This is a genomic window from Cupriavidus alkaliphilus (assembly GCF_014191175.1).
Taxonomy (GTDB): domain Bacteria; phylum Pseudomonadota; class Gammaproteobacteria; order Burkholderiales; family Burkholderiaceae; genus Cupriavidus; species Cupriavidus alkaliphilus.
Window position 1 is genome coordinate 492,759 of record NZ_JACHWE010000002.1, and the last position, 16,935, is coordinate 509,693.

Sequence of the window (16,935 nt, forward strand, 5' to 3'; positions counted from 1 at the left end):
CGCCGCCTGCGGGCAGCCGGGCAGGGCGCTCAGGGGACATTGCTCTGGGTGAAATCGAACGGCTTGCCGGGCACGTCATAGGCGCCGCCAAACTCGAACGGCGCATTGCCCGACTTGCCGACGCCCATTTGCAGCGGCGTATTGCCGCCTTGCAATGAGATCGGCGCGTAGCGGTAGTTCATCACCTGCCTGCCGGTGTAGTCCGTAATGGTGATCACGCTGGTCAGCAAGGGGTTCTGCTGGGTCTCGTCCACCGCGATGGGATCGACGATGCGCGAGTCCTGCAGCGTCTTTTCCACGGTCAGGCCGACCATGTCGACCAGCTGGATCTTCTGCGCGCCGCGCGAGACCACCCACAGCCGGGTGTTGGAATTGCCCAGCCCCACGTTGACATGGTGCTTCATGCTGGTGGGATTCTTGCCGACCTGCACGCTCAGCATCTCCTCGATCAGCCTGGGGTCCGGATTGCGGCCGGACTGCAGCCCCGCCACGGAGAACGCGCGGATCTTGCCTTCCTCTGTCGCTACCCAGGCGCGGCCGGGAAGCGGCAGGATCGAGATCCTGACCGCCGTGGGCTTTTGCGGCAGGCGGACTGACTTGACGATGGTCGGCGCGTAGTTGTCGACGGCAAACACTGGCGGCCACTGTGCATCGCCAAGGCCGGTGTTGGCCAGCGTCGATTGCAGCGCAGCATGGCTGGCTTCGAAGTAGGTCCGGTTGACCTTGTCGAACAGCGGCTTCAGGTCCAGGAAAACCACCTTCTTCTCGGACTTCGAGATCACCGCGGCCACGCCCGCGCGTGACACCAGCTTGCCGTTGATGCCGGCACGCGTGAAGCTCCTCTGGTTCACGCTGCTGGTGGCGGGGTTTACCTCGGTCATGGTCAGGCTGGCACCGCGGCGGCCGACCGGGTCGATCAGCCAGCCCTGCGTGCTGTTGTCCTGCATCACGGCAAAATCCGTCACCGCCGAGACCTCCGTCGGCGCCACCATCCCGGGCAGGTCGACAAAGCCCAGCAGCTTGATAAAGACAAAGTTGGATATGTTGCGCAGGCCGGGGTAAAGGCCTGGCCACGAGCCCGCGCTGGGGTCATAGGGCCCGCCCACCTTGCTGCCATCGGCCAGGCTGCCCAGCGCCAGCACGGCCACCTGGCCCTTGAAGCTTACGGTATCCCATACCGTGACCAGCGCGAATTCCGAATTGGTCGTGATCGCAATCGCCGTTGGCACCTTGCCCGCAGGCAATTTCACCGCGGCGGAGTGCGAGGCGGTGTTGCTGCCGACCGAGGCAATCAGGCCGTTCTGGAAAGCGATCAGGGCCTGGGCGCAATCGTGCTCGCTGCAGCGCCCCATGGCGATCGGGCGCCGGGGCAATACGCCGCCATTGGCCGCAACATGATTGTTCAGCTGGGGGTCGGTCGCGACATGCCCGTAAACCCACGGCAGTTGCGGCTTTTCGGCAATCGTCCCGGCACTCAGGGCCAGCGTCAGCAGCGAGGTGACTCCAGGGTCCGACGCCGCATCGGCGCGATAAATGACATCCCCCATATTGCTGCCGTAATCATTGCGCGCGCAATCCAGCTGGCCCAGCTGATAGATGACCTTCAGGTTGTAATCCGGCTCCGCCTTCGGAAATTCCTTCTGGTAGCAGGGATTGGCGTGCGGATAGAAGGTCTTGTCGTTCGGCTGCCAGTGAGTTGGCGCCGTCGCCACCGGCCTGGTATTGGCCGCGCCATAACGATAGGCGATGGCCTCGTCGCTGCTGTAATCGGAGGCAATGGCCAAGTAGGCTTCCCGCACCAGCTTGCCTTCGGCGTCCAGGATGTCGTCGAACCATGGCCGCGGCGGTGCTGCCGGGACTGGCGGTGCGGGTGGCGCCTGTTCGGTGGGCACCTGCGCGGGCACCGGCCTGGTCGCCGCCGCCACCGATGCGGTGCCCGTTGGCACCGGCGCCGTGGCGCGGCGGTCGGCTTCCCGTTCGCAGCCGGCCGTCGCCAGCACGACGGCGCAGGCAGCCAACGTCAGGTTCACGGCCCGGCGCGTGGCAGTGTCGGGCGATGGCAAGCGTTTTCCAGGCATGAGTCTCTGTGCGGCGCAACGGAAAATCGTGGGGGCGCAAACATCCGCCCGGTGGACTTTGGCAGCTTTCCGGCCGCGGCTTAGTACGCCAGCACATATTTCCAGTGTATTTCCTCGCGCGCGCGGCCCATGTCTGCATTGTTATCGGTAGTCGCCCCAATCGACGTTTTGTCGCGCTTGCATCCTGGGCAGCGTGCTCCGGCACGCTGCTTGCTTTTTGCCATAAAACGTCATAGGTTTCCTCATGCATATCGGTTGAGCCCATCCGTTCGCCGGCTGCATCAGGGGTCGAGAAACCACCCGGCAAAGCGCGGCACCAGAACGCGCGTACGAGGCGGTTTCGATAAATCGAATTGGGAGGAATCGATTTGTCGTGGCGGCGTCGGCGTTCTCGCCAGCGCCGCTTCGGTGTTTCGTCGGCGGCCTTGCAGTCGGTACGCCAGCCCGAGTATGACCGGCTCCCCTGGGCCCCCGCGATGATCCAATTGCCCCCGCGCGTGCAAAGCGTGACGATCCGCATGAGAACGGTTGCCCTGGCGGCCGCCTTCATGCTGGTGGTCTTTCTGTTGGTAACCTGGGCGGTCTCGTACCAGATGGTCAGCCATGCCCGGCAGGACCGCAAACAGGTCCAGGCCGTCTACGTGGCCAGCAAGGAAAAGGAGCTGCGCCACTACGTCGAACTCGGCCATGCCACGCTGGCGCGCATCGCGCAGGGCAGCGGCGAGGAAACTGCGCTGCAGCAGCAGGTGCTTGCCGCACTCTCGCGCATGCATTTCGGCAATGACGGCTACTTCTTTGTCTACGATCGCTTCGGCAACGTGCTGCTGAACCCGGGCAGCATGGGGATCGACGGGGTGGACTTCTGCGATCCGGCCGATACCGGCAGCGACCAGGCCAGGATGCTGATCAACCAGGCGCACGCCGGCGGCGGCATTGTCCGATACAACTGGATCAAGCCGTCCTCCCGGGCCGAGGCGCCGAAGATGTCGTATGTGAAGACGGCCGACAGTTGGGGATGGATCATCGGCGCCGGCCTGTACATGGACGACATCGAGCGTGAGCTGGCCGCCTTCGATGCCAATGCCGCGCGCACGCTGCGCGATACGCAGATACGGCTTACCGCCTTCGCGATCGGCTCGGTCATGCTGATCAGCCTGGCCGGGCTGGCCTGGAACCTGCGCAACTCCCGCATCTCCGGCGAAAAACTGCGGCGCCTGGCACGGCGCGTGGTGAGTTCGCAGGAAGAGGAGCGCGCGCGCGTGGCACGCGAGCTGCATGACGGCGTGGTGCAGGTGCTGGTGTCGTCCAAGTACCTGCTTGAGACCGCTCAGGTGCATCTGGAACAGGACACGGAAAAGGCCCGGCAGCAAGACCAGGCGAAAGACCACCCGCCGTCGCGCCGCCACGCCCCGCAGGCACTGCTGGCGCAGGGCCTGGGCCGCCTGCAGGAGGCCCTGGTCGAGATCCGGCGCGTCTCGCACGGCCTGCATCCGGTCTTGCTGACCGACCTGGGACTGGCGGCCGCACTGCGCATGCTGGTCGAGCAGTTGCGGCCGCAGCGTGCCGTCGACCTGCGCTTCACCGAGCAGGGCGCCATGCCGGCGCTGTCGCAGGCCCAGCGCACCGCGTTGTTCCGGGTCGCGCAGGAGGCCTTGAACAATGCCCTCACGCACGCGCAGGCCGGCTGGGTGCAGGTCACGCTCGCCGGCGGCGCCCATCATGTTGCGCTGACGATCGAGGACAACGGCCATGGCTTCGACCTGAACAAGGTCCGCGCCGACGGCAAGGGCGGTATCGGCCTGCGCAATATGCGCGAGCGCATCGAAAGCCTGGAAGGCAGCGACTTTGCGGTGCATAGCGGCACCGACGGCACGCGTGTCGAAGCACGGCTGCGCCTGCCGCCGCCAGAGCCCGAAGTACCAGTCAGGACCCGGCCAGAACGCGGCCTGGGCCATCATTCCCCCGCAAGGAGGCCTGCCGCATGACCCCAACCCTTCGTGTGCTGCTGGTCGATGACCATCCGTTTGTGCTGGACGGCGTCCGCCTGCGCCTGGAGGCCACCGGGGAAATGACGGTGGTGGGCCAGGCGGCGAGCGTGGAAGAAGCCGTCGTCCTGGCCGGACAGCATGGCCCGGACCTGGTGGTATCCGACATCCACATGCCCGATGCCAACGGCCTGCAGCTTGCCACGCGCTTTGCCGAACGCTTCCCGTCGGTGCGCGTGATCGCGCTGTCGATGCACAAGGATCCGGAATACGTGCGGCGCGCCTTTGCCCTCGGCGTCGCCGCCTACGTCCTCAAGGAAGCCCCCGCGAGTGAGTTGGTGACCGCGATCCGCACCGTCGCGGCCGGCGGCACCTACCTCAACGCCGAACTGCAAGCCTTCCTGCAGACCGATGAGCCCCCGCCGTCTTCGCGCCGCACGCTCACGCCGAAGGAAGCCACGGTGCTGAAGCTGCTGGCCGAGGGCCGCTCCAACAAGGAGATCGCCGAGCGGCTCGGCACCTCGGTGCGCACCGTCGAAACGCACCGGCTGCACCTGCGCCGCAAGCTGCAGGTGGGCGGCCGCGCCGAGCTGGTGAAGTACGCGGTCCATTTCTCCGACCTGCACGCGATCCAGCTGGCCGACGCCGCACTGGCCGCGGACTGCTGACTGCCCTTTAGCCGTGCGATGTGTTCATGCCTGGTGCGCCTGCACCGCGGCAGGGCGGTGGTGCGCACCATCATCGCCGCGCAAAACGGGCTCTCTGTATTACTGCGTAGGGGAAAGTCGTGCTGCTGTTGCCGCGGTTGTTTGCATAGACTTTTCCCCAGAACAGGCGACAGGCATGCGGGCATGCTGGCCGGCCGATGCGCCGAACGTAGGACACAACGGGAGAGCACCATGGACGAGCTGAAGCAAAAGCAGAGAGCGGCTGTCGCGACGCCACCGCATCCGGAAGAGCTGGCGACGTGGACGCCCAAGCGGCGCGATTTCCTGCGCATGCTGGCCTACGGCGCCGGCTCGCTGGCGCTGGCGCCGCTGATCAGCGCCTGTTCGGACGACGCCTCGGCGGCATCGTCTGACCTGCGTTCGCAGCTGGCGCAGGACGAAGCCTTCTGGAACGAGGTGCAGGGCATGTTCGTGCTCAAGCCCGAGAAGGTCTACATGAACATCGGCACCGGCGGCTCGATGCCCAAGGTGGTGCTCGACGTCTTCAGCCAGGAAAACCTGGCCAAGGCCGCGGATTCATCGAGCGGCTACGGCAACCTGGCCGACCTGCGCGCGGCCGTGGCTAAGGGCTTCGGCGTCGACGGCGACGAAGTGGCATTCTCCGGCAATACCTCGTCGGGCATGTGCCATGCGATTCTCGGCATCAAGTGGGAGCCGGGCGATGTGGTGGTCACCACCAATCACGAACACGGCGGCGGCCTGACCCCGCTTAATATCGCCGTGGACCGCTACGGCATCGAGGTCTCGACCATTGCGCTGCCGGTGGGCAACAACCAGACTGCAAGCACCTATGTCCAGCTGTTCGACGAGCGCATCCGCGCGCTCAAGGGGCAGGGCAAGCGGGTGCGCGCGATGATGTGGTCGTCGCCAACCTACAAGACCGGCACCATGCTGCCGATCGCCGACCTGATGCAGGTGGTGAAGGCCCACAGCCTGATCAGCATCGTCGACGGCGCCCACCTGCCTGGCATGATGGCGTACGACTACGGCGCGCTGGGCATGGACTTCATGTCGGGGGCCGGCCACAAGTGGCAGTGCGGCCCGGGTTCCACCGGCATCCTGGTGATCCGCAACAAGATGCGCCCGTCCAATCCGCTGCCGCTCCCGGAATGGTATCCGATCCATACCAGTTCCTATGTCCGGCAGGCGCGCGGTGCCTATGACATCGCCGCCACGGTGACGTCCTGCGGCAGCCTTCACGTGCCGATGTTCCGTGCGCTGGCCCGCGCCTGCGAGATGTGGGACACCATCGGCAGGAAGAAGATCGAGACCTACGACCTGACGCTGTCGTCGTACCTGAAGGAGAAGATCGTCGAGCGCTGGGGCGTCGAATCGCTGTATTCGCCCAAGGACGATCCGAAGCTGCTGTCCGCGCTGACCTGCTTCAACCCGTTCCGCAATCGCGACGATGCCATGAACCAGCAAAAGGCCACGCTGTTCGTCAACCGCATGCTGAGCGACTTCGCCCCGGGCTTCGTGATCCGCTCGGTGAACTTCGAGGTCATCGGGGCGCCGGCCCAGCACTACGGCATCCGCATTTCCACGCACCTGTGGCACGACGCGAACGACATCGACCGGCTGGTCGATTCGATGTGGACCCTGTCCGGCGCCATGGCGTAACCGGTCCCGTTTCAACACGACAAGAGTCAAGCCCATGAAACGATCTATTGCTCTGATGGCCGCGGCGCTGTGCGGCGTGGCATCGCTCTCGGCCTGCGCCCAGCACGGCGGCACGCTGCGCGCCGTCGCCTCGGCCGATGCCCCCAAGGCCATCGGCCCATACTCCCAGGCCGTCCGCGCCGGCAACGTTCTGTACCTTGCCGGCCAGATCCCGATCCATCCGAAGACCGGCGAACTGCTCAAGGATGCCCCCATCGAAGCCCAGACCCGGCTGGTGCTCGATAACCTGAAGGCCGTGCTGGCAGCCGACGGCATGACCATGGCAGACGTCGTTTCCACCACCGTCTACATGAAGGACCTGAACGACTTCGCCAAGATGAACGAGGTCTACGGGACCTACTTCACCGGCGTCGCCCCCGCACGGGCAACGGTGCAGGTCGCGCGCCTGCCGCGCGACGTTGCCGTGGAGATCGGGGCGATCGCGGTCAAGCCCTGAGGTTTTTTTGGGGGGAAGAGGGCAGCGGGGTACGGTTTTGGCCGTCCCCGCTGTTGGTGTTGGGATTGCATCGCGGTGGCAAGGGCGCGCGCGGAGCCAGGATGTGCGTCACCTTTACAATGTCGCAAGCCGCATCCATTGCCTTGCGAGAACACCAGCAGGCGTGGATGCGCCCGCACGAATGGCGGTGGCGCCAGGAGACCTTCAGATCGGAGCAAGGATGCAGCCGGGTATCGAAACATCAGACCGCGCTGCGGCATCGGCATCGGCTTCGGACAAGCCAGGCCGCAGCGACGCCTTCAAGGCCGGCATAGCGATCGGGATGATCGTTGGCATCGCGACCATCATGGTGATCGCCCTAGGCGAAGTCGACCCGTATCCGTTGGGTGGAAACCAGAGCCTGCGCTGGTGGTTGCTGCGATTTCCGCTGGTGTTTGCCGGGCTGTTCATCTTCGTCGCCGCTCAGACCCTTTTGGCCGCAATGATCCGCCCCATCGGCACACAGATCAGCGAGCTTGGCAGCGGCCTCTTGTACTTCCTGTTTCCCTGCGCCCTGGTCCTGGTGGCATTCGAGGGAGCCACCGTCATGAATCTCTACAACGCCGCCTACGGCACGCCATCGTCAGTGACTGCGCAGCGTTGGACCACCATCGTTCAGCCGTCTGCGCATCGGACGCCTGCCAGGACCTACGTTCAATACAAGGTCCTGACGGGGCCGATGAAGGACGAAGTCTTCTCTGTCGGCCGGGATGGATCGATTGGCCACGGGAGCCATGGAGATAATGGCAAGCCGGCCGTCCTCTACCTGAGAAGAAGCTGGATGGGGGCGTCAGTCGTGCGCGTGAAAGAGTAGGGCGCACGCCGGTCATTCAGGGTTCGCGAACATGGCTCGGTTCCTGTGAATCCGATGGCTTCAAGCCCAGCGGCCACCATTCCCGTCGCGCTTTATCGCGATTCGAGCCAGCACTGGCCAGGGCAAATTCAGCGAAACTGTTCATGTCTGACATCGCCCCGCGCTGCTAGTCTTTTCAAGATTACGAGACCCGTTGCGCAAGGAGAAGCGGAACATGAAGACCATCGGCCTCATCGGCGGCATGAGCTGGGAATCCTCGGCCGAATACTACCGACTGATCAACCAGGAAATGAAAGCACGGCTAGGCGGCCACAACAACGCCCGCAGCCTCATGGCCACCGTCTGCTTCGACGAGATCAAGGCCTTGCAGCACGCGGAGCAATGGGACGAGCTTGGGCGCCTGATGCAGCAAGCGGCACGGCAGGTCCAGGCTGGCGGCGCCGATTTCGTGCTGCTCTGTACCAACACCATGCATCGGGTAGCGCCGGCGATCGAAGCGGCGCTTGCCGTCCCGTTCCTCCATATCGTCGACACCACCGCGCACGCGTTGCAAACGGCCGGCATCCGACGCGTAGGCCTGCTTGGCACCCGCTTCACCATGGAGCAGGACTTCTACCGCGGACGGATGCGCGACATGCACGGGATCGACGTCGTCGTGCCGGACCTGGCCGGGCGCGAACGGGTTCACGCAATCATCTATGAAGAGCTCTGCCACGGCATCGTGCGCGACGACGCCCGGGCTGACTGCCAGCGCATCATTGGCGAACTCGCTGCGCAAGGCGCCGAAGGCGTGATCCTTGGCTGCACGGAAATCACGCTGCTGATCGGCCAGGGGGATGTAGCGCTGCCGGTGTTCGATACCACGGCGCTCCATGCGCAGGCTGGGGTGGCGCTGGCGCTCAGCTGAGCGGGCCGATGAAGTGCGCCGACCTCGGGTCCCGGACATGCGGAAGTCTGCCCAAGCTGGGTGGGGACATCAGTCGTGAGCGTGTAGGAGTAGGGATCCCCAGTTCGTTGATTTTGCCCTGTGGTCCGACGGTTCCGGTCACCACCCGACCCTTCACAATTACTTAACACGTCTTAATCGCCGTCACCTTTCGTCTCCGTCGGGCCTTGCATACAGTCGAGCCCACAAGGAGATTCCCCATGAAAGATGTGCTGGTGATCGGCGGCGGCAATGCCGCGCTGTGCGCCGCGTTGATGGCGCGCGAAGCGGGTGCCTCGGTGCTGCTGCTGGAAGGCTCGCCGCGCGAATGGCGCGGGGGCAATTCACAGCACACCCGCAACCTGCGCTGCATGCACGAGGCGCCACAGGATGTGCTGGTCGATGCCTACCCGGAAGAGGAATACTGGCAGGACCTGCTGAAGGTGACGGGTGGCATCACTAGCGAGCCACTCGCGCGCATGACGATCCGTGCATCGTCGCGATGCCGCGGCTGGATGCGCCGACACGGCGTCCATTTCCAGCCGCCATTGTCAGGGGCGCTGCACGTGGCGCGCACCAATGCCTTCTTCATGGGCGGCGGCAAGGCGCTGGTCAACGCCTATTTCCGCAGCGCCGAGGCACTTGGTGTCGAGATCCGCTACGACACCCCGGTTACCGCCATCGCGCGCGACGGGGACCGTTTCGTCGCCGCCTTGACCGCAACCGGCGAACGCATCGAGGCCAGGACCTGCGTGCTGGCCGCCGGCGGTTTCGAATCGAACCGGGACTGGCTGCGCGAAGCCTGGGGCCAGAACGAACGCGGCGAATGGCCGTCGGACAACTTCCTAATCCGCGGCACGCGCTTCAATCAGGGCGTGCTGCTGCGCCATATGATCGACGCGGGGGCCGATGCGATCGGCGATCCAACCCAGGCCCATATGGTGGCGATCGACGCACGCGCTCCGCTTTATGACGGCGGCATCTGCACGCGGATCGACTGTGTCTCGCTCGGCGTGGTCGTCAACCGCGACGGGGAGCGCTTCTACGATGAGGGCGAGGACTTCTGGCCCAAGCGATATGCGATCTGGGGACGCCTGGTCGCGCAGCAGCCGGGGCAGATCGGCTTCTCGATCATTGACCAGAAGGCCATCGGCCGCTTCATGCCGCCGGTGTTCCCGGGTACGACCGCCGATACGCTGGACGAACTGGCGCGCAAGCTGGGGGTGCCGGAAGCCACCTTCGTGCGGACCGTTGAAGCCTTCAACGCCGCTTGCCGGCCCGGTACCTTCGACCACACGGTGCTGGACGATTGCGCCACCGACGGCATCGCACCGGCCAAGACGCACTGGGCCCGGCCGCTCGATACGCCTCCCTATATCGGGTACGCGCTGCGTCCCGGCGTGACCTTCACTTACCTCGGCCTCAGGGTCAACGAGCGGGCGCAGGTCCACTTCGATGGCAGGCCTAGCCCGAACCTGTTCGTCGCCGGCGAAATGATGGCCGGCAACGTGCTGGGCAAGGGCTATACCGCGGGCGTCGGCATGGCGATCGGCACGGCCTTTGGCCGCATCGCCGGCGTGAGTGCCGCGCGTGCCTGTGATTTCCGACATCCCGATTTCGACATGGAGCAGTCCGATGCCATCGCTAGCTGAACTGGTCGATCAGGCGCATGCCGACGCGCAAGGCGTGGGTGGCAATGACCGACGCGTGATTCCGATCCATCCCGTATTGCCGCTGACGGCTACAGAGGGCGAAGTCGCGCGCATCCTGCAGATCTGCAATGCCTGCCGCTATTGCGAAGGCTTCTGCGCGGTGTTTCCCGCCATGACGCGGCGGCTCGAATTTGGCCGTGCCGACGTGCACTATATGGCCAATTTGTGCCACAACTGCGGGGCATGCCTGCATGCCTGCCAGTACGCGCCGCCGCACGAGTTTGCCGTCAATATCCCGGTGGCGATGGCGGAGGTCCGTGGCCAGACCTACCAGGACTATGCGTGGCCGCCAAGGCTCGGCGCGCTGTACCGGCGCAATGGCCTCACCTTGTCGCTGGCCCTGGCTCTCGGCCTGACGCTGTTCCTGCTGTTGGCCGTGGCGCTCAACGACACCTTGTGGCCCGGTCCGGCCACTGGCAACTTCTATGCGTTGTTCCCGCACAACCTGCTGGTGTCGATGTTTGCGCCGGTGTTCGGGTTCGTGGTGCTTGCACTGGCAATGGGGATACGCAGGTTCTGGCGCGAAGTCACCCCCGCGACCAGCGGTGCCCCGGTAAGCGCCCCGGCGGCGGCAGAAGCCGCTGCTGCCGTGCTGCGGCTGAAATACCTCGACGGCGGGCATGGTGCCGGCTGCAACAATGCCGACGACGCCTTCACGCTGTCACGCCGGCGTTTCCATCACCTGACGTTCTATGGCTTCCTGCTGTGCTTTGCCGCAACTGCAGTGGCGACGGTCTATCACTATGCTTTTGGCTGGCACGCGCCATATGAGCTGCCGAGCCTGCCCAAGCTGCTCGGTGGCATCGGTGGTGTCAGTCTCGCGACCGGCACCGCGGGTCTCGGGTGGCTCAACCTGCAACGTCACCGCCTGCACCTGGCGCACGGCCAGCGGCCAATGGACCTCGGCTTCATCGCCTTGCTGTTCCTTACCGCCACCAGCGGCCTGGCGCTGTGGCTGGGCCGCGGCACGCCGGCGATGGCCATGCTCTTGTGCCTGCACCTGGGCGCGGTGATGGCGCTGTTCGCCACCATGCCCTACGGCAAGTTTGCCCACGGCGTGTTCCGCAGTGCCGCGCTGCTGCGCCATGCGGTGGAGAAGCGCCGGCCGAACCCGGTCGGGCTCGGGGCGGACTGAGCGGCTGCCCGGCAACTGGCCAGTCCCCACGCTTTTCCAGAATAACCCTTTCCAGAACGACAATACGGAGACCGATTCGATGGACCGTCGACCGACCCTGCGCGCAACCTTGCTGGCCGCGCTCTGCTTTTCCCTGTCATCGGGCGTTGCGCAAGCGCAGCCCATTGCCGGCGGCAAGCCGGTTACGCTGGTGGTGGGCTTCGCCGCCGGCGGCGCCGCCGATGCCGCCGCGCGGCTGATCGCCAAGAAGCTGGCGGACAACCTCGGCCAGCCGGTTGTGGTCGACAACCGTGGCGGCGCTGGCGGCAATATTGCCCACCAACTGGTGGCCCGCGGTCCTGCGGATGGCAGCATGTTGCTGTTCGGCTCGATCGGGCCGCTGACCATCGCCCCACATCTCATGAAGCTGCCCTACGATCCGTTCAAGGATCTGGCGCCGGTATCGGGCGGCGTGAACTTTCCCAATATGCTGGTGGTGCACAAGGGCGCCGGCGTGAAGAACCTGGCCGAGTTGGTCGCGCTGGCGAAGAAGAAGCCCGGCGCCGTGGACTATGCGTCGACCGGCGCTGGCTCTGCTTCCCATCTGGCGGGAGAGCTGTTCAACCAGCGTGCCGGTATCGAGATGGTCCACATTCCATACAAGGGCGGTGCTCCGGCACTCCAGGATCTGCTTGGCCAGCGCGTGACGTCATACTTTGCGGCCCCGCCGACCGCGATGCCGCAAGTCGAGGCCGGCAAGCTGGTGCCGCTGGCCACCACCGGTCCGGTACGGCCGGCGTACCTGCCGAACGTCCCCACCGTGGCCGAATCCGGCTACCCCGGCTTCGAGGCGCTGAACTGGTACGCCTTCGTGGCCCCGGGCACGACGCCGGCGCCCATCCTCGATCGCTGGAATCAGGAGGTCGTCAAGGTGCTGAACGATGCGCAAGTGAAAGATGCGCTGAACAAGCATGGCCTGACACCGCAGCCGACCACGCGGCCGGAACTGCTTGCCTTCATGAAGAAGGAGAGCGCAAAGTGGGCCGCGATCGTCAGGGAGCGGAAGATTACGGTCGATTGAGGCCGGCCATCGGACCATCGCGCCGGCGCGTGTGAACGGCGGTTGATTGCGGCGCGGTCGTCCCGATCTCAATCCTGGTGGAGCGTCGCGCCGAACCACGCGCCGTCGCGAACCAGGCCGCGCGCGGTGTCGGCCAGCACGACCCGCGCGGCCAGTGCCGCGGGCGATAGTTCATCATCGGAAAGGCTGGCCAGCAGGTTGTGCCGTCCAACCTGGGCGTCGACCACCAGCGAGCGGACCAGCGTCGGATCATTGAGGCGCGCGGTCGCTGCGCCCGGCTGGATGGTGGCACCAAAGCCCGCGCGCACCGCGTCCATCAGCATCGACAGGCCGTCGATCTCCACCACCACGTTCGGCGTCACGCGCACCCGCGCAAAGGCCGCGTCGAGCAGAGCGCGCAGACCGTGGGTAACGCTCGGCAGGATCAGCGGCAGCTCCCCCAGTTGCGCGAGCCGGGCACGCTGGCTGACCGGCAGGCCCGGCAAGCCCGCGGCGCCGAGCACATAGAGCTTTTCATCGAGGAGCGGCGTCACGCTCCAGCGGCGCGCGGTCTCGGTACGGAACACGATGGCCAGATCCAGCCTGCGCGCGTTGAGCATCTCGCTCAGATGCCCGGACAGCGCCTCGACCACGTGGACCCGTACGTCGGGGTAACGCGTAGCCATTGCACGCAGCAGGGGCACGCCCAGCACCGCGGCGGTAGTCGACGCCAGGCCGATGCTGACATGGCCGGAGAGCCGCGCCTGCTGCGCGGCCCGTACCGCATTGTCGGCGTGGCGCAGCGTCAGCTGGGCCTGCCGCAGGAATGCCAGTCCGGCATCGGTTGGCACCACGCCTGTGGATTGGCGCTGCAGCAGGCGCGTGGACAGTTCGCGTTCGAGCCTGCTGACCTGCTGGCTGAGCGCGGAGGTCGCAAGTCCCAGTTCGAGCGCTGCCTTGCCGAAGCTGCCGAGCTCGCAGACCTTGGCGAAATAGCGGAGTTGACGCAGTTCCATGGAATATCTGATGGCATCGCACCACGCGGTCGCCGCAGCGACGGGTGACTGGCTATCTGTCTTTCTGTACAGAATGCCGCGCAATGGTAGCACCGGGCAGGCGGGGCGCGCGCGGGGAGGATAGGCGCCGTCGGCTACATCGCTGCCAAGTACTCCACGCGAGGAGCGCCGGACATTTCCTGCCAGGCATGCGGGATTTCCAGGCGGCAAATTTGCAATGTGTCGATCGGCCAACCGGGCCAGCGCCTGAACAAACTTAAGCCGGTCGATCTGCCGCGTCGTCGCGGTAATGGCTCCTGCTGGCATGACGGGTTCCCAAGGTGGAAGCCGTCAAGCTTGCGCCTGCCAAACTCGGACATTTGAACTTAGCCAGAAGCGGACATTACTAATAACGGCCAACACCCTCTCTTCGCATAATAAGTGTTATGTCAAATCGTGCGCTCCCGGATAGCCATGCCATGGGCGCAAGCGCCACGCACCCTGCATCGAGCGGACGAAAAATATCGAGCCCGCGCAGGTCCGCTGTTGCTATCGCACCGGCGCAGGAAGTTCATCATCATGAAGCTAATTTTTCATCGCCGTGGTCGTTGTAACTACTGTGGCCTGACTGAGCCAGCCGCGCGGCGCCTTTCTCTTACCGGTTGCGGATCGCGAAATAGCTTGGTCGAACCGCCAGTTTTTGGCTTCTCTCTGATCGCAAAGGAACGTTCTGGGTGCGCTTCTTGCGTGCGCACATCCTGCCTGCGTGCTCACCTTAAGGGGATGCCATGGTTTCGCAAAAGCCTGTTGTTCTGATCACCGGTTATGAAGGTCGGCTCGGGAAGGCAATCGCGGGCGAGTTGACCGGGGCCTATACGATCGTCGGCCTGGAGCGCGAGTGTCATGAGCAGGACAGCGGCTGCATCAATGGGGACATCACCTCCAGCGAATCGCTGGAGCACGCGTTGGCGCAGGTGCGCCGGCATTACGGCACCCGTCTCGCCTCCGTTATCCACCTGGCAGCGTTCTACGACTTTTCGGGCGAACCCAAGCCGCAATACGAAGCGGTGAATGTCGAAGGGACGCAACGCCTGCTGCGCGCATTGCAGTCATTCGAGGTGGAGCAGTTTATCTATGCCAGTACCATGCTCGTCCATGCCCCGACGGCGCCTGGACAGCGGATCAACGAAGATGCGCCACTAGAGCCGGCGTGGCCCTATCCGGAGTCCAAACTCGCAGCTGAGCGTGTTCTGCATGCCGAGCGTGGCAGCATCCCTGCATTGACTTTCCGCATCGCGGGAGTCTATAGCGACCATTGCGAGTTGCCGGCGTTGGCCTATCAAATTAAACGCATCTATGAGCGGCAGATGCAAAGTCGCCTGTTTCCCGGCGATGTGTCGCGCGGGCAAGCATGCGTCCACCTGGAAGATGTAGCGTCGGCCTTCCGCAGTGCGGTGGAGCGGCGCGCGCACCTGCCCCAGGAAACCACGGCTCTACTTGGCGAGCCGGTGACGGAAAGCTATGAAGCCTTGCAGAACCTGATCGGGCAGTTGGTACACGGTGAAACGTGGGATACGAACGAGATCCCGAAAGCTGTCGCCGCCACCGGCGCATGGCTGCAGGACAAGGCGGAGGCGATGATTCCGGACGCCATTGACCGCGGAGAGGAACCGTTCGTCAAGCCATTCATGGTCAGATTAGCGGACGACCATTACGAACTCGATATCGGGCGCGCCGAAACCCTGCTCGGATGGCAGCCCCGACACAGCTTGCGACGCAGCCTGCCGGCAATGATCGGAGCCTTGCTCCAGGATCCTGAGCACTGGTACAAGCGCAACAAATTGCCGTTACCTTTGTGGCTGGAGGAAAGCGCAGACCGGGGCGCGCCAAGCCCTGCTGCAATCACCGATTACCACGCATTGGACCGCTCTGAACATCAACGCACACTGTGGTGCCACTTCGCCAATGTCGCCTTGGGGCTGTGGCTGGCGACAAGCCCTTTCATCCTGGGCTACGTGGATCACTGGATGCAGGCGGTTGAACCGATCACGCCGACAGGACGCGGGCTGGCTTACTCCGATACGTGGATGACCATCAGCGATGTCGTCACCGGAGCGCTGATCGCGCTATTCGGGCTGGTGTCATTGTCGCGGGATGCCGGATGGGCACGCTGGACCGTGGCGGCACTTGGCTTGTGGCTGCTATTTGCGCCACTGCTGTTCTGGACCCCAAGCGCGGCGGCGTATGCCAACGATACACTGGTCGGTGCGCTCGCCATCGCGTTCTCGGTTGCCATTCCGTCCGCACCAGGCATCAACCCGATCGCCCGCATCGGCGGCCCGGATACGTTGCCGGGCTGGGACTATAGTCCGTCAGGATGGACCAACCGCATGCCTATCATCGCACTCGCGTTCGTCGGCCTGTTTATCTCGCGCTACCTCGCCGCTTATCAGCTTGGGCATATCGATGCCGCCTGGGACCCGCTTTTCGGTGACGGTACGGAGCGCATCGTCACCTCGTCGGTATCGGAGGCATGGCCAGTCGCAGATGCAGGACTCGGCGCGACTGTATACGTGCTGGAAATCATTACGGGGGTGATTGGCGACAAGCGACGCTGGCGCACCATGCCGTGGCTCGTCCTGCTGTTCGGCATCCTGATCGTGCCACTCGGCGTTGTCAGCATTGGTTTCATTATCATCCAGCCGATCTGGATCGGAACATGGTGCGCGCTTTGCCTCGTCGGGGCGCTGGCGATGTTGCTCCAGATTCCATACTCGTTCGACGAGATCCTCGCGACCTGGCAATTCCTGAAAGATCGGCGGCAGCAGGGCAAGAAGTGGTGGTACGTACTGATGTGCGGCGATTCCATGGGCGGCGGCCGCGCCGATACTTCAGACAACTTTGCGGCCCCTGCCGGCACGGTGGTGCGCGAAATGCTCTTCTCAGGTGTCAATGTCCCCTGGACCTTGCTCGCAAGTTGCGTGATTGGCGTCACGCTTATGTGCACTCGCCTTCTTTTCGATGCGTCGGGGGTAGCGGCCGGCAATGATCACGTCGTTGGTTCCCTGGTGGTAACCGTCTCGATCATGGCGTGGGGCGAGGTCGCGCGTCCGCTACGCCTTTTGAATATTGGCTTCGGCGTCTGGCTGATGACATCGCCATGGGTGATCCAGGGTTACACCGATGTGGGAGCAGCGGCTTCTGCTTTTCTCGGGGTGGCACTGGTCCTTCTTTCCATCCCATTGGGTCGCATCGAAGGCCATTACGGCGAATGGGACAGGATTGCACGCTTGCGTCTGCACATGCCATTGCGGCAACCGAGTGCCTGAATGGCGCAGATGGAGCCTTGTGTATAAATTCGTGTTGGAG

The 16,935-nt window shown here is 64.5% G+C and carries 12 protein-coding genes; 10 read left to right on the forward strand and 2 right to left on the reverse strand.

Translation table 11 applies throughout. The annotated features are described in order from the left end of the window. Positions 1-29: 29 nt before the first annotated feature. The gene (locus FHX60_RS08845) at positions 30-2,063 is read right to left on the reverse strand and encodes a hypothetical protein (protein ID WP_260163793.1); all 2,034 of its coding nucleotides are present in this window, start codon (positions 2,061-2,063) and stop codon (positions 30-32) included. A gap of 533 nt (positions 2,064-2,596) precedes the next feature. On the opposite strand from FHX60_RS08845, the gene FHX60_RS08850 reads away from it, so the two are divergent. The 9 genes from FHX60_RS08850 to FHX60_RS08890 all read left to right on the forward strand — a co-directional run bounded on the left by FHX60_RS08850 (position 2,597) and on the right by FHX60_RS08890 (position 12,592). Then, positions 2,597-4,063: a cache domain-containing protein gene (locus tag FHX60_RS08850; RefSeq protein WP_260163794.1), complete on the forward strand. Its 1,467-nt coding sequence runs from the start codon at positions 2,597-2,599 to the stop codon at positions 4,061-4,063. Continuing rightward, positions 4,060-4,731, forward strand: coding sequence for a response regulator (locus FHX60_RS08855; RefSeq protein WP_183283103.1), 672 nt, complete (start codon positions 4,060-4,062; stop codon positions 4,729-4,731). The genes FHX60_RS08850 and FHX60_RS08855 overlap by 4 nt, the downstream gene beginning before the upstream one ends. A 231-nt stretch (positions 4,732-4,962) precedes the next feature. Further along, positions 4,963-6,411: an aminotransferase class V-fold PLP-dependent enzyme gene (locus FHX60_RS08860; protein WP_112777186.1), complete on the forward strand. Its 1,449-nt coding sequence runs from the start codon at positions 4,963-4,965 to the stop codon at positions 6,409-6,411. A 34-nt stretch (positions 6,412-6,445) separates the two neighbouring features. Next, positions 6,446-6,907, forward strand: coding sequence for a RidA family protein (locus FHX60_RS08865; protein ID WP_092316874.1), 462 nt, complete (start codon positions 6,446-6,448; stop codon positions 6,905-6,907). Positions 6,908-7,127: 220 nt separating this feature from the next. Further along, positions 7,128-7,760, forward strand: a complete 633-nt coding sequence (locus FHX60_RS08870; protein WP_183283104.1) for a hypothetical protein — start codon at positions 7,128-7,130, stop codon at positions 7,758-7,760. A 214-nt stretch (positions 7,761-7,974) separates the two neighbouring features. Then, positions 7,975-8,667, forward strand: coding sequence for an aspartate/glutamate racemase family protein (locus FHX60_RS08875; RefSeq protein WP_183283105.1), 693 nt, complete (start codon positions 7,975-7,977; stop codon positions 8,665-8,667). 239 nt (positions 8,668-8,906) lie between these two features. Next, entirely contained in the window at positions 8,907-10,337 is a 1,431-nt protein-coding gene (gene tcuA, locus FHX60_RS08880) for an FAD-dependent tricarballylate dehydrogenase TcuA (protein WP_183283106.1), read from the forward strand. Beyond that, on the forward strand, positions 10,321-11,532 hold the full coding sequence (tcuB, locus tag FHX60_RS08885; RefSeq protein WP_183283107.1) for a tricarballylate utilization 4Fe-4S protein TcuB: 1,212 nt from the start codon (positions 10,321-10,323) through the stop codon (positions 11,530-11,532). The genes tcuA and tcuB overlap by 17 nt, the downstream gene beginning before the upstream one ends. 79 nt (positions 11,533-11,611) lie before the next feature. Further along, the gene (locus tag FHX60_RS08890) at positions 11,612-12,592 is read left to right on the forward strand and encodes a Bug family tripartite tricarboxylate transporter substrate binding protein (protein WP_183283108.1); all 981 of its coding nucleotides are present in this window, start codon (positions 11,612-11,614) and stop codon (positions 12,590-12,592) included. Positions 12,593-12,660: 68 nt separating this feature from the next. Here the strand turns inward: FHX60_RS08890 and FHX60_RS08895 are convergent, their stop codons facing one another. Beyond that, positions 12,661-13,587, reverse strand: coding sequence for a LysR family transcriptional regulator (locus FHX60_RS08895; RefSeq protein WP_112777192.1), 927 nt, complete (start codon positions 13,585-13,587; stop codon positions 12,661-12,663). Between the two features lie 767 nt (positions 13,588-14,354). Here FHX60_RS08895 and FHX60_RS08900 point away from each other — a divergent pair. Then, positions 14,355-16,895, forward strand: coding sequence for an NAD-dependent epimerase/dehydratase family protein (locus FHX60_RS08900; protein WP_183283109.1), 2,541 nt, complete (start codon positions 14,355-14,357; stop codon positions 16,893-16,895). Positions 16,896-16,935 lie beyond the last annotated feature (40 nt).

What these genes read in the sequence shown, in the direction of transcription:
- FHX60_RS08850 (WP_260163794.1), top strand. Translation starts at nt 2,597, where the DNA reads ATGAGAACGGTTGCCCTGGCGGCCGCCTTCATGCTGGTGGTCTTTCTG.
- FHX60_RS08855 (WP_183283103.1), top strand. Translation starts at nt 4,060, where the DNA reads ATGACCCCAACCCTTCGTGTGCTGCTGGTCGATGACCATCCGTTTGTG.
- FHX60_RS08860 (WP_112777186.1), top strand. Translation starts at nt 4,963, where the DNA reads ATGGACGAGCTGAAGCAAAAGCAGAGAGCGGCTGTCGCGACGCCACCG.
- FHX60_RS08865 (WP_092316874.1), top strand. Translation starts at nt 6,446, where the DNA reads ATGAAACGATCTATTGCTCTGATGGCCGCGGCGCTGTGCGGCGTGGCA.
- FHX60_RS08870 (WP_183283104.1), top strand. Translation starts at nt 7,128, where the DNA reads ATGCAGCCGGGTATCGAAACATCAGACCGCGCTGCGGCATCGGCATCG.
- FHX60_RS08875 (WP_183283105.1), top strand. Translation starts at nt 7,975, where the DNA reads ATGAAGACCATCGGCCTCATCGGCGGCATGAGCTGGGAATCCTCGGCC.
- tcuA (WP_183283106.1), top strand. Translation starts at nt 8,907, where the DNA reads ATGAAAGATGTGCTGGTGATCGGCGGCGGCAATGCCGCGCTGTGCGCC.
- tcuB (WP_183283107.1), top strand. Translation starts at nt 10,321, where the DNA reads ATGCCATCGCTAGCTGAACTGGTCGATCAGGCGCATGCCGACGCGCAA.
- FHX60_RS08890 (WP_183283108.1), top strand. Translation starts at nt 11,612, where the DNA reads ATGGACCGTCGACCGACCCTGCGCGCAACCTTGCTGGCCGCGCTCTGC.
- FHX60_RS08895 (WP_112777192.1), bottom strand. Translation starts at nt 13,587, where the DNA reads ATGGAACTGCGTCAACTCCGCTATTTCGCCAAGGTCTGCGAGCTCGGC.
- FHX60_RS08900 (WP_183283109.1), top strand. Translation starts at nt 14,355, where the DNA reads ATGGTTTCGCAAAAGCCTGTTGTTCTGATCACCGGTTATGAAGGTCGG.